Source organism: Pseudomonas sp. AC016, assembly GCF_979253365.1.
Genome location: NZ_CEEDCC010000001.1, coordinates 2,473,586 through 2,496,533 on the forward strand (window position 1 = coordinate 2,473,586; position 22,948 = coordinate 2,496,533).

20 protein-coding genes are annotated in these 22,948 nt (G+C 59.3%); 14 read left to right on the forward strand and 6 right to left on the reverse strand.

All coding sequences use genetic code 11. The annotated features are described in order from the left end of the window. Positions 1–110 precede the first annotated feature (110 nt). Both AC0IXS_RS11030 and AC0IXS_RS11035 read left to right on the forward strand, forming a co-directional pair. On the forward strand, positions 111–1,838 hold the full coding sequence (locus AC0IXS_RS11030; protein ID WP_449117556.1) for a C13 family peptidase: 1,728 nt from the start codon (positions 111–113) through the stop codon (positions 1,836–1,838). 27 nt (positions 1,839–1,865) lie between these two features. Beyond that, positions 1,866–2,507 (forward strand): oxidoreductase, encoded by a 642-nt coding sequence (locus AC0IXS_RS11035; RefSeq protein ID WP_057410889.1) that lies wholly within the window; start codon positions 1,866–1,868, stop codon positions 2,505–2,507. A 164-nt stretch (positions 2,508–2,671) separates the two neighbouring features. Here AC0IXS_RS11035 and AC0IXS_RS11040 read toward each other — a convergent pair whose 3' ends face one another. From AC0IXS_RS11040 to mpl, 3 genes are read right to left on the reverse strand one after another with little or no spacing between them, the layout of a single operon-like run. Then, complete coding sequence (locus tag AC0IXS_RS11040; RefSeq protein ID WP_029241872.1) at positions 2,672–2,956, reverse strand: YceK/YidQ family lipoprotein; 285 nt, start codon at positions 2,954–2,956, stop codon at positions 2,672–2,674. After that, positions 2,949–3,578 carry a flavin prenyltransferase UbiX gene (ubiX, locus tag AC0IXS_RS11045; protein WP_004885884.1) on the reverse strand — a complete coding sequence of 210 codons (630 nt, stop codon included), beginning with the start codon at positions 3,576–3,578 and terminating at the stop codon, positions 2,949–2,951. Before ubiX ends, AC0IXS_RS11040 begins: the two co-directional genes overlap by 8 nt. Next, positions 3,575–4,924: a UDP-N-acetylmuramate:L-alanyl-gamma-D-glutamyl-meso-diaminopimelate ligase gene (gene mpl, locus AC0IXS_RS11050; protein ID WP_057410888.1), complete on the reverse strand. Its 1,350-nt coding sequence runs from the start codon at positions 4,922–4,924 to the stop codon at positions 3,575–3,577. The genes ubiX and mpl overlap by 4 nt, the downstream gene beginning before the upstream one ends. 226 nt (positions 4,925–5,150) lie before the next feature. On the opposite strand from mpl, the gene exaC reads away from it, so the two are divergent. From exaC to AC0IXS_RS11100, 10 genes are all read left to right on the forward strand, one after another. Beyond that, positions 5,151–6,671 carry an acetaldehyde dehydrogenase ExaC gene (exaC, locus tag AC0IXS_RS11055; RefSeq protein WP_004885889.1) on the forward strand — a complete coding sequence of 507 codons (1,521 nt, stop codon included), beginning with the start codon at positions 5,151–5,153 and terminating at the stop codon, positions 6,669–6,671. Positions 6,672–7,197: 526 nt separating this feature from the next. After that, entirely contained in the window at positions 7,198–8,592 is a 1,395-nt protein-coding gene (locus AC0IXS_RS11060) for an ethanolamine ammonia-lyase subunit EutB (RefSeq protein WP_471824614.1), read from the forward strand. Continuing rightward, positions 8,589–9,467: an ethanolamine ammonia-lyase subunit EutC gene (gene eutC, locus AC0IXS_RS11065; protein WP_471824616.1), complete on the forward strand. Its 879-nt coding sequence runs from the start codon at positions 8,589–8,591 to the stop codon at positions 9,465–9,467. The genes AC0IXS_RS11060 and eutC overlap by 4 nt, the downstream gene beginning before the upstream one ends. Before the next feature lie 85 nt (positions 9,468–9,552). After that, a complete protein-coding gene (locus AC0IXS_RS11070) occupies positions 9,553–10,014 on the forward strand; it encodes a GNAT family N-acetyltransferase (protein WP_004883763.1) in 462 nt (153 codons plus the stop codon). 190 nt (positions 10,015–10,204) lie between these two features. Next, complete coding sequence (locus AC0IXS_RS11075; RefSeq protein WP_004883762.1) at positions 10,205–10,852, forward strand: DedA family protein; 648 nt, start codon at positions 10,205–10,207, stop codon at positions 10,850–10,852. 3 nt (positions 10,853–10,855) lie between these two features. After that, entirely contained in the window at positions 10,856–11,668 is an 813-nt protein-coding gene (locus tag AC0IXS_RS11080) for a M90 family metallopeptidase (protein WP_137202865.1), read from the forward strand. 109 nt (positions 11,669–11,777) lie between these two features. Further along, positions 11,778–12,305 carry an inorganic diphosphatase gene (gene ppa / locus AC0IXS_RS11085; RefSeq protein WP_004883760.1) on the forward strand — a complete coding sequence of 176 codons (528 nt, stop codon included), beginning with the start codon at positions 11,778–11,780 and terminating at the stop codon, positions 12,303–12,305. 338 nt (positions 12,306–12,643) lie between these two features. Continuing rightward, a complete protein-coding gene (locus tag AC0IXS_RS11090) occupies positions 12,644–13,381 on the forward strand; it encodes a LexA family transcriptional regulator (protein ID WP_043305238.1) in 738 nt (245 codons plus the stop codon). Positions 13,382–13,793: 412 nt separating this feature from the next. Then, positions 13,794–14,462, forward strand: a complete 669-nt coding sequence (locus AC0IXS_RS11095; protein ID WP_057410882.1) for a glutathione S-transferase N-terminal domain-containing protein — start codon at positions 13,794–13,796, stop codon at positions 14,460–14,462. After that, positions 14,416–15,702: an alpha/beta hydrolase family protein gene (locus tag AC0IXS_RS11100; RefSeq protein ID WP_471824621.1), complete on the forward strand. Its 1,287-nt coding sequence runs from the start codon at positions 14,416–14,418 to the stop codon at positions 15,700–15,702. The genes AC0IXS_RS11095 and AC0IXS_RS11100 overlap by 47 nt, the downstream gene beginning before the upstream one ends. Positions 15,703–15,722: 20 nt before the next feature. Here AC0IXS_RS11100 and AC0IXS_RS11105 read toward each other — a convergent pair whose 3' ends face one another. Beyond that, complete coding sequence (locus AC0IXS_RS11105; protein ID WP_471824624.1) at positions 15,723–16,586, reverse strand: alpha/beta hydrolase; 864 nt, start codon at positions 16,584–16,586, stop codon at positions 15,723–15,725. Then, the gene (locus AC0IXS_RS11110; protein ID WP_471826221.1) at positions 16,586–18,829 is read right to left on the reverse strand and encodes an autotransporter family protein; all 2,244 of its coding nucleotides are present in this window, start codon (positions 18,827–18,829) and stop codon (positions 16,586–16,588) included. Before AC0IXS_RS11110 ends, AC0IXS_RS11105 begins: the two co-directional genes overlap by 1 nt. 393 nt (positions 18,830–19,222) lie before the next feature. Between AC0IXS_RS11110 and yghU the strand changes: the two genes are divergently transcribed. Together yghU and AC0IXS_RS11120 are read left to right on the forward strand one after the other, a co-directional pair. After that, the gene (gene yghU, locus AC0IXS_RS11115; protein WP_449122096.1) at positions 19,223–20,065 is read left to right on the forward strand and encodes a glutathione-dependent disulfide-bond oxidoreductase; all 843 of its coding nucleotides are present in this window, start codon (positions 19,223–19,225) and stop codon (positions 20,063–20,065) included. A gap of 341 nt (positions 20,066–20,406) precedes the next feature. Next, positions 20,407–20,835: a hypothetical protein gene (locus tag AC0IXS_RS11120; RefSeq protein ID WP_122668909.1), complete on the forward strand. Its 429-nt coding sequence runs from the start codon at positions 20,407–20,409 to the stop codon at positions 20,833–20,835. Between the two features lie 26 nt (positions 20,836–20,861). On the opposite strand, the gene AC0IXS_RS11125 is transcribed toward AC0IXS_RS11120, so the two are convergent. Further along, complete coding sequence (locus AC0IXS_RS11125) at positions 20,862–22,751, reverse strand: DEAD/DEAH box helicase (protein WP_122668908.1); 1,890 nt, start codon at positions 22,749–22,751, stop codon at positions 20,862–20,864. Positions 22,752–22,948 lie beyond the last annotated feature (197 nt).

The following is a 22,948-nucleotide window of genomic DNA, read 5'->3' on the forward strand; positions in this document are numbered from 1 at the left end:
AGACTGTTTCGTACCCGTTACTCACTGCGGCATACTCGCCGACGGTTGAGACATAACATCTGCAAAAGCAGAGCCACGCTCAATCCTGAATCACTCTTCCGGGATCTCACATGCGCGCGCTCGCCCCACTGGCTTTGACACTCTTGATCGCAGGCTGCGGTGATGGCGAATCACTGCTGCCTCCAGACGGCCGTCTCGCGGATGGCGGGCGCTACCGTGGCGATCTGGTCGACGGCGTGCTGCAGGGTCAGGGCCGGATCGATTACCCCAACGGCAGTTGGTACGAAGGCCAGTTTGATCGCGGCCAGAGGCAAGGCATCGGCGAGTTGCATGCAAGCAACGGCGACATTTACAAGGGCGGCTTCGAACAGGGCCTGTTCAACGGCCAGGGCAAGCTCACCACCAGCAGCGGCGCCAGCTATGTCGGCGGCTTCAGGCTGGGTCGCCGCGAAGGCGAAGGCACCCAGAAGGACAAGGGCCTGTTGTACCGCGGCCAGTTTAAAGAAGGCCTGTATGACGGCCCGGGCCGCCTGGAACTGGAGGACGGCAGCCAGTATCAGGGCCTGTTCGCCAACGGCAAACCCAACGGCGAAGGCATACGCAGTGACGCCAGCGGCAATCAGTACAGCGGCATGTTCGTCGATGGCCAGTTGCAGGGCAACGGCAGCTTCACCAGCGCGGACGGCGACCAGTACGTTGGCCGTTTTCGCAACAGTCAGCTCGACGGCCAGGGTCGCTATGAGAACAGTGACGGCGACGTCTGGAGCGGCGAATTCAAGGAAGGCGCGCTGACCGGCAAGGGCGAACTGATCGGCTCCGACGGCAGCCGCTATCAGGGCAGTTTCGATAACTGGCGCTTCGCAGGCGAGGGAAAACTGCACCTGCCGGACGGCAGCACCTATGTCGGTGAGTTTGCCGATGACACCTATCAAGGCAAAGGCGTACTGACCGCGGCCGACGGCACGGTGCAGAGCGGCATCTGGGCCAACGGTCAACGTATCCGCGACGCCAGGGGCAAGCTGTTGCCCGACGCACTGGAAACAGGTCTGCTTGCTCAGGGTTCGCTGCTGGAGAAGGCGCTGGCTGCCGTGCCCGCCTCCACCGCCGCGCCCGAACTGTATAGCCTGGTGGTGGGCGGCGACGGCAAGCAAAGCGTGTTCATGCGCGAAGCGGATTACGTGAGCAACCTGCTGGCCACGCGTTTTGGCGCAGTCGGGCAGATCAGCCTGGTCAATCATCGCGACCATATGGACGACCGGCCGATGGCGACCCGCGAGACCATCACCCGCGCCGTGCAGACGTTGGCGCAGCGCACCGGCCCTGAAGACCTGATTTTCATTTACCTGACCAGCCACGGCACGCAAGACCACGAACTGGTGCTCGACCAGCCGCGCCTGTCACTGGCCGACCTGCCTGCCGACGCACTGGCTGCAGCGCTGGCTCCGCTGAAAAACCGCGACAAGGTCGTGGTGATCTCGGCCTGCTATTCAGGCGGCTTCATCCCGGACCTCAAAGACGAGCGAACGGTGATCATGACCGCGTCCCGCGCTGACCGTGTCTCCTTCGGCTGTTCGGAAGAGGCCGACTTCACCTATTTTGGCGATGCACTATTCGGCAGGGCGCTGGTCGAAACCGATGACCTGCAGCAGGCTTTCAATGACGCCAAAGCCTACGTGTCCCGACGCGAAACCGAAGACAACTTCGAAGCGTCAGAGCCGCAGATCTGGGCACCCAAGGGCGTTATTGCCCGCTGGCAACTGCTGCGCAGGAATCAGGCAGAACGCGCGCTGAATACGGCGTTGAATCGCAAGGAAGCGAAGACCTCGAGTAGCCGCTAGGCTTATCAGTATCAAGGGAGAAACATTATGTACTTGACGCCGCAACACATCCTGCTCGCAGGGGCCACGGGCCTGACCGGCGAACATCTACTGGACCGCCTGCTCAACGAACCTACCGTCAGCCGCGTTCTGGCTCCCACACGCCGGGCGCTGGCAGAGCATCCTCACCTTGAAAACCCAGTGGGCGACCTGAACACGTTACTGCCGTCGCTGGGTGGCCGCGTGGACATCGCGTTCTGCTGCCTGGGAACGACCATCAAACAGGCGGGCTCGCAAGACGCCTTCAAGGCGGTTGACCTGGAACTGGTTGTGGCGTTCGCCAAACGGGCACGTGAGCTGGGTGCCCGACACCTGCTGGTCATTAGCGCCGTCAATGCCGATGCCAGATCCAGCGTGTTCTATAGCCGCATCAAAGGCGAGATGGAACAGGCCCTCAGAGCACAGGACTGGCCGCAACTGACCATCGCCCGCCCGTCTCTGCTGGTCGGCAATCGCCCGGAAACCCGCTGGGCCGAACAACTGGCCGCGCCCATCGCCAAACTGATCCCCGGCAAATACGGCGCCATCGAAGCCTGCCAACTGGCCCGCGCCCTTTGGCGACTGGCGCTGGAAGAACAGGACGGCGAACGCATTGTCGAGTCGGATGAGCTGCGCAAGCTGGGGAAATAAAGAAGTCCCTGATCGTTACCACGCTCCAGCGTGGCAAAGCCTCCCGTGACGCTCCGCGTCACAAAGCGGACGCAGAGCGATGGGCACGATCAATATTTAGGCGGATTTGTGTATAACGATGAGCGCAGAGCATCTGCACGATCGATACATTCAAAGACCGTCCGTCAAAGCCCGCCTGTAGCCTGAACACCGAAACCCAGCGCGGTCAGCAGTGACAACGGCAGCAATAACGTGTCGAGGACGGCGCTGCCCGGCATGTCCAGTGCCGGATAGCTCGGCGCTTCAGCCCCGAAACGGTCGGTCGCACAGCAACCGCCCTCCAGCGCATACATGTTGAGCCGCGTACCGGCGTAAACCACCGGCGCGCCGGGCTTGGCGGCGTTAAGCGTGCGAGCGGTGGCGCAGCCGGTCATGACCAGCGCCAGCGCAATCACCAGCAGCTTATTCATCGCCACCGACATGGTGCTCGCCCCAGCGCGGCAACATGTCTTGCGGCACATTCAGCAGATTGAGAATTCGCGCGACCACGAAATCCACCAGGTCATCAATGGTCTGCGGCTGATGGTAGAAGCCGGGCGATGCGGGAAGGATCACCGCGCCCATGTTCGACAGCTTGAGCATGTTCTCCAGGTGAATGCTGGAGAACGGCGCCTCGCGTGGTACCAGAATCAACTGACGACGCTCTTTCAGCGTCACGTCGGCCGCTCGCTCGATCAGGTTGTTGCAGGCGCCAGTCGCAATCGCCGACAGCGTGCCGGTCGAACAGGGCACCACCACCATCGCGCTGGGCGAGCCCGACCCCGAGGCCACTGGCGACATCCAGTCATCGCGGCCATAGACCCGAATCTGCCCCGCCGCCGCACCGGTGTACTCGGTGAGGAAAGCCTGCATCATCATCGCCTTGGGTGGCAGGCGCACATCGGTTTCGGTCGCCATGACCAATTGCGCCGCCTTGGAGATCAGAAAGTGCACCTCCCGGTCTTCACGCACCAGACAGTCCAGCAGACGCAGGCCGTATTGCGCGCCCGAGGCGCCGGTCATGGCGACGGTAATGCGCTCTGGCCCGCTCATTTCAAGGCCTCTGCCAGTTTGCCATGCAGGCCGCCGAAGCCGCCGTTGCTCATGATCACGATATGCGTGCCTGGTTGTGCCTGGCTCTTGACCCGCGCAATGATCGCTTCAAGCGAATCGCAGACCACCGCAGGCACTTTGCATTCAGCCGCTGTGGCGCCCAGGTCCCAGCCCAGATTGGCAGGCGCATACCAGACCACCTGATCGGCCTGCTGTACGCTTTCCGGCAGACCGTCGCGGTGTGCGCCGAGCTTCATGGAGTTGGAACGCGGCTCGATCACAGCGATGATCGAGGCGTCGCCGACCTTCTTGCGCAGACCGTCCAACGTCGTGGCTATCGCTGTCGGATGGTGGGCGAAGTCGTCATAGATCGTGATGCCATGTACCTCGGCAACCTTCTCCATGCGTCGCTTGACGCTCTTGAACGCACTGAGCGCTTCAACGCCCTGCGCAGGCACCACGCCCACATGACGCGCTGCCGCCAGGGTCGCCAGGGCATTGGCTACGTTGTGCTGTCCTGTCATGTCCCACTCGACCGTGCCCTGCACCTGGCCTTCAAAGATCACCTCAAAACGCGAGCCGTCTTCGCTCAACAGACGGGCCTGCCACTGGCCGCCCTGCCCGGTGGTCTGTACGGGTGTCCAGCAACCCATCTCAATGACCCGCGACAACGCAGGTTCGGTCGTCGGATGAATCACCAGCCCTTCGCTCGGAATGGTGCGCACCAGATGATGGAACTGGCGCTCGATGGCTGGCAGATCCGGGAAGATGTCCGCGTGATCGAACTCAAGATTGTTGAGAATTGCGGTGCGCGGGCGGTAGTGGACGAACTTGGAACGCTTGTCGAAGAACGCACTGTCATACTCGTCAGCCTCGACCACAAAGAACGGTGTTTCACCCAGACGCGCCGACACTGCGAAATTCTGCGGGACACCGCCAATCAGGAAGCCTGGGCTCATGCCTGCGTGTTCGAGCACCCAGGCCAGCATGCTGCTGGTGGTGGTCTTGCCATGCGTGCCCGCCACGGCCAGAACCCAGCGACCTTGCAGCACATGGTCGGCCAGCCACTGCGGGCCGGACACATAAGGCAAACCTTTATTCAGGACATACTCGACCGCAGGGTTACCACGCGACAGGGCGTTACCGATCACGATCAGGTCCGGCGCAGGATCGAGCTGCGCAGGGTCGTAACCCTGGGTCAGTTCGATGCCTTGGGCTTCGAGCTGCGTACTCATGGGTGGATAGACGTTGGCGTCGGAGCCCGTGACCCGATGGCCCGACTCTTTGGCGAGCACCGCCAGCGAGCCCATGAACGTGCCGCAGATACCAAGGATATGAATGTGCATGACCAACCTCTCAGAACATCCCGGCAGGTTAACGTAGGGACGGTGAAATGGCACCCAGAGTTTGTCCGTAATCACGTCGTTCAGGGTCTGGTCCAGCGCACAGACATGAGGCTAAAGTTCAGGTCCCGAAGGCGAGGCAAATAGCCTACTCTTGATAACCTGCTGCCAGATGTTTGAAAGCTGAATCGATACAGACTTCCTCACAACAAGAACCAGGAGACATACCATGCGTTACGCTCATCCCGGTACCGAAGGCGCCATCGTCAATTTCAAGGAACGCTACGGTAACTACATCGGCGGCGAGTTTGTCGCTCCGGTCAAAGGTCAGTATTTCACCAACACCTCGCCCGTTACCGGCAAGGCCATCGCCGAATTCCCCCGCTCCACCGCCGAAGACATCGACAAGGCGCTCGACGCCGCCCACGCAGCCGCAGAAGCCTGGGGCTCGACCTCGGTGCAGGCCCGCTCGCTGGTCCTGTTGAAAATCGCCGACCGCATCGAAGCCAATCTGGAAATCCTGGCCATCACCGAAACCTGGGACAACGGCAAGGCGATTCGCGAAACCCTGAACGCCGACATCCCGCTGGCCGCCGACCACTTCCGCTACTTCGCGGGCGTACTGCGCGCTCAGGAAGGCAGCGCTGCCGAGATCGACGGCAACACCGTGGCCTATCACATCCATGAACCGCTGGGCGTGGTCGGGCAGATCATTCCCTGGAACTTCCCGATCCTGATGGCCGCGTGGAAGCTCGCTCCGGCGCTGGCAGCCGGCAACTGCATCGTGCTCAAGCCTGCCGAGCAGACGCCGTTGGGCATCAGCGTGCTGATCGAACTGATTGGCGATCTGCTGCCACCGGGCGTGCTGAACATTGTGCAGGGTTATGGCCGTGAAGCAGGCGAAGCATTGGCCAGCAGCAAGCGCATCGCCAAGATTGCCTTCACCGGCTCGACCCCGGTCGGCTCGCACATCATGAAGCTGGCGGCGGACAACATCATTCCGTCCACCGTGGAGCTGGGCGGCAAGTCGCCGAACATTTTCTTCGAAGACATCATGAGCGCCGAACCGGAGTTCATCGAAAAAGCCGCCGAAGGTCTGGTGCTGGCGTTCTTCAACCAGGGTGAGGTCTGCACCTGCCCGTCCCGCGCGCTGGTGCAGGAATCGATTTATCCACAGTTCATGGAAGCGGTGATGCGCAAGGTCGAGAAGATCAAGCGCGGCGATCCTCTGGACACTGACACCATGGTCGGCGCGCAGGCGTCCGAGCAGCAGTTCGACAAGATTCTTTCCTACCTCGATATCGCCAAGGGCGAAGGCGCCGAGCTGTTGACCGGCGGCAAGGTCGAGAAGCTGGAAGGTGATCTGTCGAGCGGCTATTACATTCAGCCGACGTTGCTCAAGGGCAACAACAAGATGCGCGTGTTCCAGGAAGAGATCTTCGGCCCGGTGGTCAGCGTCACGACCTTCAAGGACGAGGCCGAAGCGGTGGCCATCGCCAACGACACCGAGTTCGGTCTGGGCGCAGGTCTATGGACCCGCGACATCAACCGCGCCTACCGCGTGGGCCGCGCCATCAAGGCAGGTCGCGTCTGGACCAACTGCTACCACCTCTACCCCGCACATGCTGCGTTCGGTGGCTACAAGAAATCCGGCGTCGGCCGCGAAACCCACAAGATCGCGCTCGAGCACTATCAGCAGACCAAAAACCTGCTGGTGAGCTACGACACCCATCCGCTGGGGTTCTTCTGATTCACTGACGGGATGATCATGCCCATCGCTCAGCGTTGGGCATGCATCTCGTGACGCCAAGCGTGACAGTCGAGTGCTTGATATCACGCTGATCGTTCCTACGCTCCGCGTGGGAATGCCGCTCAGGACGCTCCGCGTCCGCTCTTGAATGTGCCGCAGATGCGTGGACAAGCTCCAGCGTTATCCACGTCATGCGCTCGGCTCACTGAATCCGCAATCTGTGCCATTTGTGACGCGGAGCGTCACGGGAGGCATGCCCACGCGGAGCGATGGGCACGATCAGGGCTCTGCGTGGGCACGATCAGGTATGCACGCACTATCGTCGTGCGCCCTTTTGCCAGGCAATGCTCCGGCATGACGCATCTTCCCTCAGACTTACCCGCTGCGCCCCGCAAACTCGCACTCATCCTCAGGATGGAGTATTAATTGCTTACATCGCTTCCCACAGTCGTTTGAACCGGGACGTCACCGGTTCGGCCGAAAGACCACGTCCGACGCGAGCAGCGGGACGTCATGGAGAATCTGTATGGCGAGCTTTTCTCATTCTGTCGGCGCGCAGACGTATCGCTTCGACAGCCTCAAAGAAGTCATGGCCAAGGCCAGCCCTGCACGTTCCGGCGATTTTCTGGCCGAAGTCGCAGCGCAGAACGATGGCGAGCGTGTAGCCGCGCAGATGGCGCTGGCGAATATCCCACTCAAGCATTTTCTTGAAGAAGCGCTGATTCCGTACGAAGACGACGAAGTCACGCGGCTGATCATCGACACACACGACACCCTCGCCTTCGCGCCTGTAAGTCACCTGACCGTCGGCGGTTTTCGTGACTGGCTGCTCAGCGATCAGGCCGACGAAACCAGCCTGCGAGCACTGGCTCCCGGCCTGACGCCGGAAATGGCTGCCGCCGTTTCGAAGATCATGCGTGTACAGGATCTGGTACTGGTTTCGCAGAAAATCCGCGTCGTCACGCGCTTTCGCAACACCGTCGGCCTGCGCGGCCGCCTGTCGACCCGCCTGCAGCCCAACCACCCGACCGATGATCCCTCCGGCATCGCAGCCAGCGTGCTGGACGGCCTGCTGTACGGTAACGGCGACGCCATGATTGGCATCAACCCGGCCACCGACAGCACCTCGTCCATCATCGCGCTGCTGGAAATGCTCGACGCCATCGTCCAGCGCTACGAGATTCCGACCCAGTCCTGCGTGCTGACCCACGTTACGACGTCCATCGAAGTGATCAACCGCGGCGTGCCGGTGGACCTGGTGTTCCAGTCGATCACCGGCACCGAAGCTGCCAACGCCAGCTTCGGTATCAACCTGAACCTGCTGCAGGAAGGTTACGACGCAGGACTGAGCCTCAACCGCGGCACGCTCGGGCAGAACCTGATGTATTTCGAGACCGGGCAAGGCAGCGCGCTGTCGGCGAACGCGCACCATGGGGTCGATCAACAGACCTGCGAGACCCGCGCCTACGCCGTTGCACGGCATTTCAATCCGTTCTTGGTCAACACTGTGGTCGGCTTTATCGGCCCGGAGTACCTGTACAACGGTAAACAGATCATCCGCGCCGGCCTTGAAGACCACTTCTGCGGCAAATTGCTGGGCGTGCCGATGGGCTGCGACATCTGCTACACCAACCATGCCGAAGCCGATCAGGACGACATGGACACGCTGCTCACGCTGCTGGGCGTCGCCGGGATCAACTTCATCATGGGCATCCCCGGCTCCGACGACATCATGCTCAACTACCAGACTACCTCGTTCCACGACGCGCTCTATGCCCGGCAAAGCCTGGGCCTGCGTCCGGCTCCGGAATACGAGGCCTGGCTGGAAAAAATGGGCATCTTCACGCAGGCCGACGGACGTGTGCGTTTCGGCGACAGCCTGCCGCCCGCCTTCCGTCACGCCCTGGCGCATCTGGCATGAGGGAACCGCCTGTGAATGAAATGGAAAGCATTGAAGCCAAGCCGGACGCCACGCCGCCCAATCCCTGGCTGGAACTGCGTCGCCTGACATCAGCCCGTATCGCCCTGGGCCGTACCGGCACCAGCCTGCCGACATCCGCGCAACTGGACTTTCAATTGGCTCATGCCCAGGCACGCGATGCGGTGCATCTGGCGTTCGATCATGCGGGCATCAGCGCTCAATTGGCTGAAAAAGGCCGTGAAACCTTGTTACTGCACAGCGCCGCCGCCGACCGTGACAGTTATCTGCAAAGACCGGATCTGGGAAGACGCCTGAACGATGAGTCTGCCAGCCAGTTGCGCGACTACGCAGCCGCTCATCCGGGCGGGCTCGATCTGGCGATAGTGGTGGCAGACGGCCTGTCGGCGCTGGCCGTTCATCGCCACGCGGTGCCCTTTCTGGTGCGCCTGGAAGAACAGGCTGAAGCAGAAGGCTGGACGCTGTCGCCTGTGATCATGGTGGAACAGGGTCGCGTCGCCGTCGCCGACGAGATCGGCGAGCTGCTTGGCGCAAAAATGGTGGTGATCCTGATCGGCGAACGCCCTGGCCTCAGTTCTCCTGACAGCCTGGGCCTGTATTTCACCTACGCGCCGAAAGTCGGACTCAACGATGCGCACCGCAACTGCATCTCCAACATCCGGCTGGAAGGCCTGAGCTACGGGATGGCGGCCCATCGCCTGCTGTACCTGATGCGCGAGGCCTGCCGCCGTCAGGTGTCGGGGGTAAAACTCAAGGACGAAGCGGAGCTCAAGACTGTGGAATCCGACGAGGCCGCCGACAACCTGAGCAGACGCACTGGCAATTTCCTGCTCGCGGGCCCGGACGACCCGCATTAGATTGCGCTTTCTAAAGCCGCCAGGCAGCATCGCTGTGACCATCCTGGCGCATTGCATTAGCCCATAGTGAAGTTGAGGCCCGACCATGCGGATCATAAAAGCCACGCTTGAACACCTGGACCTGCTCTGCCCGTTGTTCGTCAAATACCGTGAATTCTACGGCGAGCTGCCATTCCCGGATTCGTCGCGGGACTTTCTGGAGAAGCGCCTGCGCCGCGAAGAGTCAGTGATTTATCTCGCACTGGCGAAGGATGACGAGAACAGACTGCTGGGCTTCTGCCAGCTCTACCCCAGCTATTCCTCGCTGTCGCTCAAGCGCGTTTGGATTCTCAACGACATCTACGTCGCCGAAGACGCCCGCAGACAATTGGTCGCCGACCACCTGATGAAAGAAGCCAAGAAAATGGCCAAGGAAACCCAGGCCGTGCGCATGCGCGTGTCGACCAGCAGCAACAACGACGTGGCGCAAAAAGTCTACGAGTCGATTGGCTTCAAGGAAGACACCCAGTTCAAGAACTACGTGCTGCCGATCAACTCGGACCGTTGATTCTGTTTGCGAGCAATCCGGATTTTTCCGCTTTTGCTCGCCCATACCTCCTGTCTCGCAACAGTTGTAACATCTCTGTTGAAAGCTTGCGGCCCTCTGCCCGCATTCTCCTTCTATAATGCCGCGCGTACTGCACACGTAGTTTCTTCCGCACGCGACCCGGCTCAGGGTTCTCGCCTCAGGTGCTTCAATGGAATTCAACCCGCTCGACCTCATCCTGCATCTCGATGTTTACCTCGACATGCTGGTGACCAACTACGGCACGTGGATCTACGCGATTCTGTTTCTGGTGATCTTCTGCGAGACCGGTCTGGTGATCATGCCGTTCCTGCCGGGCGATTCCCTGCTGTTCATCGCAGGCGCCGTGGCAGCCGGTGGCGGCATGGACCCGGTTCTGCTCGCCGGGCTGTTGATGCTGGCAGCGATACTGGGCGACAGCACGAACTACGTCATCGGCCGCACGGCGGGTGAAAAACTGTTCAGCAACCCCAGGTCGAAAATTTTCCGTCGCGACTACCTGCTGCGCACCCAGGCGTTCTACGAGCGTCATGGCGGCAAGACCGTCACGCTGGCGCGCTTCCTGCCGATCATCCGCACTTTCGCCCCCTTCGTGGCGGGCGTCGGCCGCATGCACTACCCGCGCTTCGTCGGTTTCAGCATGCTGGGTTCGGTGCTGTGGGTGGGCAGTCTGGTCACGCTCGGCTTCTTCTTCGGCAACGTGCCGTTCATCAAGCAGAACCTGACGTTCCTGGTCCTGGCAATCATCGTGCTTTCCCTGCTGCCGATGATCATCGGCGTCGTGCGCAGCCGCACAGGCCGCTCCGTCGACGTCAGCTGACCCATGTGGTCATTCAGCAACTGGCGCAGGCAACGCACGCTGGCGAAGCACCCGGTTTCCACTGAGCTTTGGCAAACCGTTCGCCAGCGCCTGCCGATCCTCGACGGCCTGAGCGCCGAGCAGGAAGCGCAGTTGCGCGATGCCTGCGTGCTGTTTCTGCACGACAAGCACCTGACCGCACTACCGGGCGTTGAACTGAACGATGAGCACCGGCTGTTTCTGGCCGCACAGGCGCAACTGCCGTTGCTGAATCTAGGCGACCTGAACTGGTATCAGGGCTTTCACGAGATCGTGCTCTACCCTGACGACTTCGTCAGCCCGCAGCGTCATCGCGACGCCAGCGGCATCGAACACGAATGGGACGGCGAACACAGCGGCGAGGCATGGCTGCAAGGCCCGGTGATTCTGGCCTGGCCAGGCGTGGTGTCGAGCGGTGACTGGGACGGCTACAACCTGGTGATCCACGAGCTGGCACACAAACTGGACATGCTCAACGGCGACGCCAACGGTCTGCCACCGCTGCACAGCGATATGCGCGTTACCGAGTGGGCCAGCATCATGCAGAGTGCCTTCGACGACCTCAACCGTCAGCTCGACCTGAACCCAGACGCCGAAACCACCATCGACCCGTACGCCGCTCAGGACGCCGCCGAATTTTTCGCCGTCACCAGCGAATACTTTTTCAGCGCCCCCGACCTGTTGCACGCCAGCTATCCCGCTGTCTACGACCAACTCAAAGCCTTCTACCGCCAGGACACCCTCGCCCGGCTGAAGGCTTTGCAGGATCAGGACCCGGCTTACAAGGACACCGACTGAAACCGCCAACCCCGCGCGTGGCAACCAAAACAGAATATGCCTATAATCCGGACCACTTTTTGGCGGTTCGCGCCAAAATCTGTCTGGTCAACTACGGGGGCAAAGCCCAATGAGCTACAGCAAGATTCCGGCGGGTAAAGACCTGCCGAACGACATCTACGTCGCGATCGAAATCCCGGCCAACCACGCGCCGATCAAGTACGAAATCGACAAAGACACCGATTGCCTGTTCGTTGATCGTTTCATGGCCACCCCAATGTTCTACCCAGCCAACTACGGCTTCATCCCCAACACCCTGGCGGATGACGGCGACCCCCTCGACGTGCTGGTCGTGACCCCATACCCGGTTTCCCCGGGTTCGGTCATTCGCGCACGCCCGGTCGGCATCCTGCACATGACCGACGACGGCGGCGGCGATGCCAAAGTCATCGCAGTCCCGCACGACAAGCTGTCCCAGCTGTACGTCGACGTCAAAGAGTACACCGACCTGCCAGCCCTGCTGCTTGAGCAGATCAAGCACTTCTTCGAGAACTACAAGGATCTCGAAAAAGGCAAATGGGTCAAGATCGAAGGCTGGGGCGACGCAGAAGCCGCCCGTGCTGAAATCACCAAATCGGTTGCAGCCTTCAAAGGCTGATTGACGGTTTGCTAGGTCGAGACACCTGCGTTGCGGGTGTCTTGGCATAGATGTCCGTAACACCCTCCCCGCGCAACGCCCCCTCTGCTGCGATTTTTTTCAAAACCCGCGTTTAAAAATGCGTTTAATCGCTCTCTCGCAATAAACATCCCGTCAACGCCCGCACACCCGGCCTGAGCAAATCCCTCAGCGTTTATCCAAAATTCGGCGATTACGGAACATGCCTACACAACAAACGTCCCGTCTGTAATACCTCTAGCCGCACACCCCCAGCGACAACGCCGACATCAACACCTCGTTCATTTAAACGCCCTGATCGCGCCAGTAAACTCGGCCCCATGAATACATCAGGCGATCGACTCCGCATCCTTCTCAAAGAGTGCCACCTCACTGCGACTGATTTTGCTGCCAACCGCAAGATCACCCCGCAACACGTCAATAACTGGTTCAAGCGCGGCGTCCCCATGGCGCGTATTGACGAGGTGGCTGAATTATTAACCGTTAACGCCCGCTGGCTGCGCACCGGCGAAGGCCCCAAACACCCGTCCGACTCCGCTAATGAAAACAACGGCGGCGACACTCGACTGATCGTCCATCAGGATCAAGGAAGAAACATGTTGCGTGGAGACGTGGAAATTCAGATCTTCAAGGAAATCGAATCCACCCATGGCGTCAGCAAAACCGTCCTGGCCGAAGCCCCCGGACAAAAAATCCGCCTGCCGCTGCAGGTCCTGCAAACCATGGGCATCGACCCCAGAAACTGTCTGTGCGTCGCCATGGTCGGCAACAGCATGGCCGACAAGATCCAGGATGGCTCGATTCTGGGGGTGGACCGCGAACTGACGCAGGTTATCGACGGCGAAATCTACGCTATCGAACACGGCGGCATCCTGCGCGTGCGCTACCTCTATCGCCTGCCCAACGGAGGCCTGCGCCTGCGCAGCCACAACGACGCCGAATACCCCGACGAAATCTTCAGCGCCGAAGACATCGAAGACGAACGCATCCGCATCCTGGGCTGGATCTTCTGGTGGTCCACCCTCAACAGCCGCCGCAACGCGATGTTGCTGTTCTGACAAAGGCGTGATGGCACATCAAGGCTGGGCATGGGCGGCAAATATCAGTATGCTGTCCGCCATCCAAAGCATCCCCGCCCCGCGGCGATGCCACAGCACGGCAGATGACGCATCTGCCCTGCTCTCTTATCCGCATTCCTTGCGAATGCACCTTTTGCAGGCGATTGCGGTTTACCAAAAATAGACCAAAATTGCCCACGAGAAGCCGGCCACAAGCCGGCTTTTTAATGTCTGCCGAAAGCCAGCCCCACCCACCGAAATCGTACGCTTCAGCACGGCGTCATCGTCCTCATTAAGCGCCACATATCTTCTCAACCCAAACCCTGGTGCCAGAAACTGACACCCCGCCATGCTCAGATAACCCAGCAGGAAAATTCCGGCGCAAGGTACTGAAAAGGGCGGCTAACGACTGATGATGACGCTTTATTACTCACCCGGAACCTACTCGCTGGCGGCGCAGATCGCGCTGCACGAAACGGGGCTTGCGTTCAGGCTGGCTGAGGTCGACCTTCGCAATCAGTCGTTGCTGGACGGTACCGACTTTCATGAGATCAATCCCAAGGGCTATGTCCCGCTGCTGGAGTTGCAAGACGGCGAGCGAATCAGCGAGTTGGCGGTCATCCTGACCTGTATTGCCGACCAGACACCCTGCCTTGAACTCGCGCCAATGCATGGAACGCTTGAACGTATTCGTTTGCTGGAAACCTTGAACTTCATTGCGACCGAGATGCATAAAGCCAACAGCTTCCTGTTGAACCCGCGTATCGACACGACGACTGCGGCCTACTATCGCCAATGGCTACGCGGGCCGTATGAGTGGCTGGATGAACAGCTTTGCAGAGGGGACTGGTTGATGGGCCATCACTTCACGGTTGCAGACGCTTATGCCTTCGTAGCGGTGCAACATGCTATCCACCTGAACATAAATTTGAGTGACCTGCAGGCAATCGACAGGTTTATGGAGCATATGCAGCGCAGATCCTCGGTCCAAGCCACTGCATGCTTGAACGTAGCGCGTCTGCCTGATAGTTCTTTTGCCGAAAAAGCTGGTTCAAATCACACACAACGCCTGTCAGCTTGAACAAGGCCCTGACCTTAATAAAAAGCCACTTTCTGAAAGCACTCAAGAGGCTCATCAAATGGCGTTCAAACAATCATCTTTCGCCTGGATACTGCTGCCCTTTCTGCTTGCCTGGACAACCATCGGCTGGACACAAACGTCTGAGGTCAACGACCAGATTGACGGTCTTGTCAGAGAGCCTCTTGTCCTGAACGTCAATCTGCCTGACGGACAGACGGCGACGCTGGATGCATTTGTCACACGCCCCGACAGGCCCGGACGCTGGCCGGTTGCGTTGATCACCCATGGCACCGATGGCAATCAGATTGATCGCGCTATCAGCCCCAACCGATTTTCATCCGCGGCGATAGCCTTTGCTCGCCATGGTTACGCGTCAGTTGTGGTCATGCGCCAAGGGTATGGAAACTCTTCAGGCGTCACCGATTACCAGCACCAGGTTGGAACCTGCGAGCACCCCCATCATGCGAGGGCCGGTAAAATTGCAGCCGACGATCTCATCGCCGCTCTGAGCGCCATCCGGCTTGAATCGTGGGCCTCGCCTGATGAAGCCATCATGATGGGGCAATCTGCCGGAGGCTTCGCGGTATTGGCTGCCGGTGCCGACAATCCTCCGGGCGTGCAAGCGATCATCAACTTCGATGGCGGTCGTGGCGCAATCAAGTCAGGAGGGGTTTGCGACAAAGAGCACTTGTTAGCATCCATCGCAAGCTTTGGCAGGCGGTCACATGTGCCGGCGCTCTGGCTTTACGCCGTCAATGACGAGGTATTTCCTATGCCGCTGAGCAGAGAGATGTTTGATACCTATCTCTCTGCCGGAGGCATTGGTGAGTTTCAGGAGGCTCCGGCATTCGAGAAAAACGGTCATGTCTTTATAGAATGGGCGCCTGAACAAACGTGGTGGAATACCGTTGCCGACTTTCTGAACAAACAGCAGCTTGCATCTCAGGAAATCGTGGCACTGCCTGCAACCGATCTTCCCGCACCCGCAGAACTGAGTGCTGCAGCAAAGGACGCCTTGCGTGCATATGCGCAAAACCAGTCGTACGAGAAAGCGTTCGCAACCAATGGCAAAGGTGTCTGGGGCTGGAGTAAGGGTGAACGAACTCAAGACGATGCCGCTGCCAGGGCGATGGAATACTGTCAAAAGAATGTTATTGGCGATCGACCCGCTTGCACCGTCTACGCGCTAGGCAACCATCTGATGGCTTCAGGTGCGCAAGTTGACGCCAGCGCCCACTGAAGGCCGCCGGACGTCAGCCGCTAATCCGCACACTCACCAGACCGGTCCAGCCCCCGATCTCTCCAAAGCCTCCAGACCCTGTCCCATCCGGCTTCATGACTCACGCCCTCAATCACCACCACCCGATTGCACACACCGCTGCGCAACCGCTCGCGATACGCCTGCGCCAGCGCAGTCGGAACGACTTCATCCAGAGCCCCTGAGAAATGCCGTTGAGGGATGCCCGCCAACCGACGCGGGTAGTCCAGTGGATCGAGTGAGCCTGCAAGGGGTGTCAGGTGTTGGGTGTGTGCCCATAGGCGCGGGCTGAGGTTGCCTGCGAGCGTCTGGACTTGGGTCACGTCATCACGCTGAGCAGCCAGCAGCAGCGCCAAAGCAGCCCCGCCGGAGTAGCCGACCAGTTCGAACGACGGGTTGCCGTAACGCTGTTTCAGAAGGTCGAGTGCCTGACTGAGGCTGCTGACAACTTCCTGCGAGAAACGTCGATCTGTCCAGAGCGCTGTCTTGCAGCCAGGCGAGGTGACGAACTGGCAAGGTCGTGCGAGGTAGGCGTTGGGTGTCGGGTCGTCGATAGCCAGGCGCGGCACCAGCAAATTTCGGGGGCTGGGGTCGAGGCTGGGTTGGGTCGCGCTGGCCCAGGCATGACCGTCGCCTTCAAGGTAAACGCGCAGACGGCCCGCAGGCGGGACATGGTTCGGCAGCAGCGCAGCCAGCCCGAACGGCTGGCCGGGCAGGATTTGCAGTTGCCGACCATGCTCGTCAGCCAGTTGTTGCAATGCCTGACGCGGCGATTGGCAGCCTGCGATGAGGGCGCCGATCAGCAGCGCCATCAAAGCCTGAAAGAAAACGCCCCAGCGATAAGGGCCGGGACGGGAGTTCGTCATCAGAAGTCGTAACGCACTTTTGCCGAGAACACATCGGCATCGAAATCCGACTTGCCGATGTAGTCGTAGTTCAGGCCAAGGGTGATCGCCCCCAGCTTGTAGTCCGCACCCACGCCTGCTTCGTAGCTGTCGCGTACCGCCTTGGCACCGCTGGTCACGAACGGTGTGCTGCCGAGCAGGAAGGTCGATGTGCTCTTGGCCTCGTCGGCGGCGAAATCGTGATACGCCATCAGTTTGGCTTGCGGTTCCAGCGTGCCCGCGCCGAGAACGAAGCTGCCCGCCACGCGTACACCCGCGCCCAGCTCGATGGCTTCATAGCGCTGGTCTTCGACCTTCAACGCGGCCGACGAGTTTTTCTCGCGATAGCCGTCGATGTTCACCTGGCTGTAACGCGCAGCCAATCGTGGCTCGATCAGCGTTTGCGGGGTGACGTGGTAGGTGTAGCCGCCCACCAGATTCAGGCCCAACAGGTCGCTGTCATAGTCCGATTTGGCACGCGTACCGGCAACGCTGCGTTTGCCCTGGTTGTCGTTGAGGCCGTAGGTCAGGCTGGAATCGACAAAGTAGTTGCCCAGCTCGAAACCGCTGTACAGGGTGAATGCATGGCTGTCGACTTCGGTCTTGTTGCCGTTTTTGCCATTCACGTCGGTATTGATGAAGCTGTACGCCAGACCCACGGTCAGGTTCTCGTTCAACTTGCCGTCAGCGCCGACTGCAACGCCGTGGCTATAGGCGTTGTAGCCCGCCACGCCGTCACGCTGGCCTTGAGTGGCGTCGCTGTAAAGCGACTGGACCCATACGCCCGCTTCCTTGAATCCTTCGCCCGACGACGCGCCGCGTATCGAGCTGGTGCGGCTGCCGGTGACGCCACTGATCAGGCTCTGGCTGGTGGTCGCGGCACGGGTTGCGCCGCCGTTGATTTCCGGTGTCAGTTGCGAAGCCAGCTTGGCAACCTGAGCTTCATCAGCGTTCAGCAAGGCTTGCTTGAACGGATCGCTATCGTTCATTTTGCCGATGATGCTGTCATCAACGAGGTTGACCAGCGTTTTCTGGCTATTGGTAGAGCCGCCGTTATCGGTGACGATCTGGGCAACCTGTTCCTTGCCTTTGGCCGTCACCACCGCAACCACTTGAGTACCGCTGACGGTGTAACTGTCGACGTTGAGCAGCGCCGATGTGCTGACGACATCAAGCTTGCCGTTCGGGTCGACTTTCACACCCTCTTTGTCAAGCAGATCAATTCGGCCTGCTTCGAGCAGTTTGTAGGTAGTGCCTGTGGCGCTGAAATCCTCACCCTTGGCGGCCAGCCTGATCTGGGCACCAGGTTCGAACTGGGCGGCGTCGGTGACTCTCAGGACGGCCGTATTCACGTTGGTGGCGCTGCTGAGATTCAGGGCCAGCGCAGCGTTGCCTGCGACGTAAATGCCGCCATTGATGCTGGTGTGCGGAGCTTCCAGCGTAAAGATGGTCGCCGGGCTGCCCGTATCGCCAACAAGGATCAAACCATCCTTTTTCAGACGGATGTTATAGCCGTCAGTGCTGGTATTGGTCGCCGTGAAGGACGTGTCACCTTCCAGTTCAATATTACTCAGGTCTATCAGGTTGCCGACAATGACACTGCCCTTGCGCAGGATCAGTTCGACCGGGCGATTGCTTGCTGAGGCATCAATGGCCTTGTCGGCAGAAATGATCGAGCCATTGTTGAAGATATTGAAGTCGCCTCTTTCAAGGAACCACGGCTGAGCGCCCGGCAAATTGAAACGAGTATTACCGATGGCGATAGCAGTACCCTGCCCGCGTATAGTCCCGTCGTTGGTCAGGTGCGTGGTGTTGCCGGTGAAGCTGGCGCCGTCGATCCGCACGCCTTCAGCGTTTTCACCTGTAGCGACAATGGTGCCCTGGTTGTTGAAATAGCCCAGATCTGCAAAAGCCCCCGAGCTGCTGGTGGTCAGGTCAACACCCGTCGCGCCCTTGCCGGAGACATCGATCTGGCCACGATTGAAGAAGGTGCCGACGATCTTGCCGCCCTCTACGCTGACACCTTTCACCACTTCTCCGCCGCTGCTGGTGATGGCGGCATTGAGAATCAGATCCTTGTCGACCCTCGAACCGTTGAGACCGACGATAGTCTGCAAACCGCTCCCGCTATAACTTCCGCCCATGTCGAGGTTGCCAGTGTGAGTCTGGCCCTGGCTTTTGAAGCCGGCATTGGTCAGTTGAACGGTTTCGGCGAATGCGGGCATCGCGTAGGCGGCCACCGAGAGGGCGAGCAGGGTCTTGCGCAGAACAGGGATCACAGTTCATTCCTTTAACAGCGTATTGGACAAGCTTCCGTGCGTGGTAGAACCTGACTGTAATAGCGGGCAGTGGCGTCGCGCAGAAGGGCGCGGCGAGGATACAGAAAGGCCATCATAATGGCATCATTTATTTGACGTCATTAAAACGACAACAGCCTGTATTCGAGACCACTCATAAATAAAATAAAACTACGATGTCCGCGAGTTGTGCAGCAATCTGCTGCACAACAGCTCGCCGTTGCAGACTGAAAAATCTGCAATCGAACGCCTGACATGATTTTCAACTCATACCTTCAGCGTTCAACGATTCCCCCTCACCCACTCACTGAGGCCTTCCGTATGACTGACACACCCTACACCCCGCCCAAGGTCTGGCAGCACGAAGCCGCGTCAGGCGGCACCTTCGCCAGTATCAATCGTCCCACCGCCGGCCCTACGCACGAAAAAGAACTGCCGGTCGGCAAGCACCCGCTGCAGCTTTATTCGCTGGCCACGCCGAACGGCGTCAAGGTCACGATCATGCTGGAGGAATTGCTGGAACTGGGACACAGCGGCGCGGAATACGATGCGTGGCTGATCAAAATCTCCGAGGGCGATCAGTTCTCCAGTGGGTTCGTCGGGGTCAATCCGAATTCGAAGATCCCGGCGCTGGTGGATCGCAGTCACGACACGCCGGTGCGTGTGTTCGAATCGGGATCGATTCTGCTGTACCTCGCGGAAAAGTTTTCCAGTTTCCTGCCCGCCGATCCGGCCGGGCGGACCGAAACATTGAACTGGCTGTTCTGGCAGATGGGCGCAGCGCCTTATCTGGGCGGCGGTTTCGGGCATTTCTATGCCTACGCGCCTGAGAAGCTGGAATACCCGATCAACCGTTTCGCGATGGAAGCCAAGCGTCAGCTGGATGTGCTGAACCGTCGTCTTGGAGAAAGCCGTTATCTGGGAGGCGACACTTACACCATCGCCGACATCGCGGTCTGGCCGTGGTACGGCGCGCTGGTGCAGAACAAGGTGTATTCGGCGGCAGAGTTTCTATCGGTGCACGAATACCCGAACCTGACCCGCTGGACCGAAGAGATCGCAGCGCGGCCTGCCGTGATACGCGGCAAGAAGGTGAATCGCACCTGGGGCGAGGAATCGGAGCAGGTTCCAGAGCGGCATCAGGCGTCTGATCTGGACAAGTAACGCTTGAGTCATGGTGGCGGGTTCAGGTCTGATGTTGTGGGTCGCACGTGCAAGCGTTTAAAACCCTGACCTGTCCCACCGCCGGTGGAGGTGCGCACAGATCAATGGAGGACACCCCCCTTTTTCTCGAGAGAGCGATCACCTCAACGAAAGCATCGCGATGATCCAGTTCGTTTGACAAACTGATGCGCTATCTCACAAGCAATTGTCTCTGGCCAGACTGCAGGAGTTTTACCCAACGAACGTTACGCAGGACGGCTACTCTTGATCGCTCATTTTTGTTGCGCTGAGGGATGAAGGAATACCGCAGCGCCAGTCACCACAACCGCGCAGGAGGCGCAATGCGAAAGCCAATCCAGATTCAGGCCGTACAGGTCGATGTACCCCTTCCCACTCAACGCGGCACCGCTCAGGACATCCAGCTTTTTGCGCTGTGTGATGACGGGACATTGTGGTCACGACTGGTTAACCAGGGCGATACCGGCTGGGAGCGCATCGAAAGCATTCCCCAAGGCAAGAATGAACCGGCCACGGATAAACCGGCACAGGCGGGCAAGCGTTGGGAAACCGAAGACGACCAACAGTTGGTGGCGCTATGGCATCAAGAACGCCTGACATGCGCCCAGATCGCAGAGAAAGTACATCGCACCCCGGGCGCGATTACTTCCCGGCTGGTTCATCTCGATATATTTGACGACCGTGATGCCGTACGCGACGCAGACAAGGCACGACAAGCTCTCCTGACTACAAGCAAAGACCAGGATGCGTGATTCGAGTGATACGCAAGGCCGCGGGTTCAGCCAGCGGCCATGTGATTATCGCTGTCCTGCAACTGTTGCCGGACGCCGACAATGCAGTCCCGGATTTTCAACGTGAACGCTGAGTGCTCGCGATACGTCATCACCAGCTTGTCGATTGCACGTGTCATGGCGACGTACAGAAGCCGTGCTTCATCGACTTCATCTTCATGCTTGCGCGGCATTTCCCCCAGCCCCGGGATGAACACGAAACCGAATTCCAGCCCTTTGCTGGAATGCATACTGACGATCTTGACAGTTGAGCCGCTGCCGTAAAGCGAACCTCGCCCTTTGATGGATAACCCTGACGCAAAAGGAATGTCGGCCTTTGCCAGCGCCTTCTCGATACGCTCAGCCTGTGCATTGCTGCGATAGATGATTGCCATGTCGTCGAAACCGCGTCCTCGCGCCTGCTCATCCCGAAGCCGCCCGACCATGCAGTCGAGTTCATGCCAGTCGGACTCGCAGCGAATGAGCTCTGGATACGGACCTCGCCTCCCGGCACTTTCCGGTGCCACGACCGGCACGCCATCTTCAACCGCATCTCGAGCGACCAGAAGCTCCAGAGCGAAAGCGCGCGCAACGGAAAGCACCTCGACGGTATTGCGATAATTGAGTCGCAGGATAGTGGTGCGTCCCTGGGCCTGAATCCCAACACTGGCAAAGCTGAAATCCAGAGCTTTGCTGCTGGATTTCCTGCGATAGATCGATTGCGCATCGTCGTACAGAACCAGTAGGGAATTGCTATCGGGGTCAATCATCTGGACCACCAGCTTGAACCACTCGGGTTGAAAATCATGCCCCTCGTCTATCAACACGGCAGAGTACTGGGCACGAGGAATCTGCTGACGATCCACACCCTCAATGACGTTCTGCACCATAGCCGCCATGAACTCACCACTGGACAGCCCCTGAGCAGGCAATTCAACATTGAACGCCACGAGCATGTCCCGGCACCAGCCATGGAAGTTGCGCACGACAACTTTTTCACCAAGGCCGCGCTCGGCAAGCACTTGCTGCAAGCGACCCGCCAATGACTTGTTGTAGCAAAGTACCAGAACCGGTTTTTCATAAGCCTGAGCCAGGTAGGCGCAGCGATAACCCAGAATCATCGTTTTGCCGCTGCCAGCCGCACCGTGAATCACGCGATGCCCGTCACCCATCGAGCGCGCCAATTGCTCCTGCTGTAAGTCCATCACTTTGATCAGGGTCGGTATGGGTGCGGCCTGAGCGGCGAACAGTCCGAATTGTCCTGGCTCGGCATTGACTCGAACATCAGGAAACAGGTGATAACGCACGCGGTCTATCTGTGGCAGTGTCAGCTGGCAGGCAAACACGTGAAAAAACATATTCCACAACCGCTGTTGAAACACCTCCTCGTCTACCGACTCGACCATTTCATCCTGGAAAACGATTCTGTTCGGGTCGAGGACTTCGCCAAGGTCAGTACTTTCAAACTGCTTGCGGGTTATGTTGGTCAGGACAACGCCCCACCCGTAGGGCATCAGGAGATTACCCGCACGTGGCGAGTCCTTCCCCTGCTGCAAGGCCGCATCCTTCTGCAGCAGATTCACGACTTCAAGGGTGTAACCGCGCGCCTGCAACAGCGGGTTCTTCTGCTTCTTCAAGCCGCCATGTACATGAATCCAGGCAAGTTCACGATCCATTCGCTGAATGGTTTCCAGCTTCCAGTCCTTTACCTCCAGTACCAGCAGTCCGCGGCGCGGGTGCATGAGCACAAAGTCTGGCTGCAGAGCTTTGGGGCCGACCGGTATGTTGAACCAGCACAGCCAGTCATCCTCAAGCTTCTTTTCAAGGCGCTCGGCAAGACGACGCTCACCTGGGGTATCGAAACGGCAGGTAGTTCGAGAAGGGAAAAACTGGGCCATAGTGGGTGCCTCATCCTTGGCGCGTAGCAAACTTGCTTGCATGAAACGGGTGATTCCAATAGCTCAAGACAGTATGTTTCAGACTCGATGCAGAACCAACCCCATCATGGCGTATTCCTCTGATAGCCTTCGCGAATAGCTGGCAGCCATGGAATCAAGTCAATTGAGTACGTCCTTGCTTGCAACTTTCACGCACC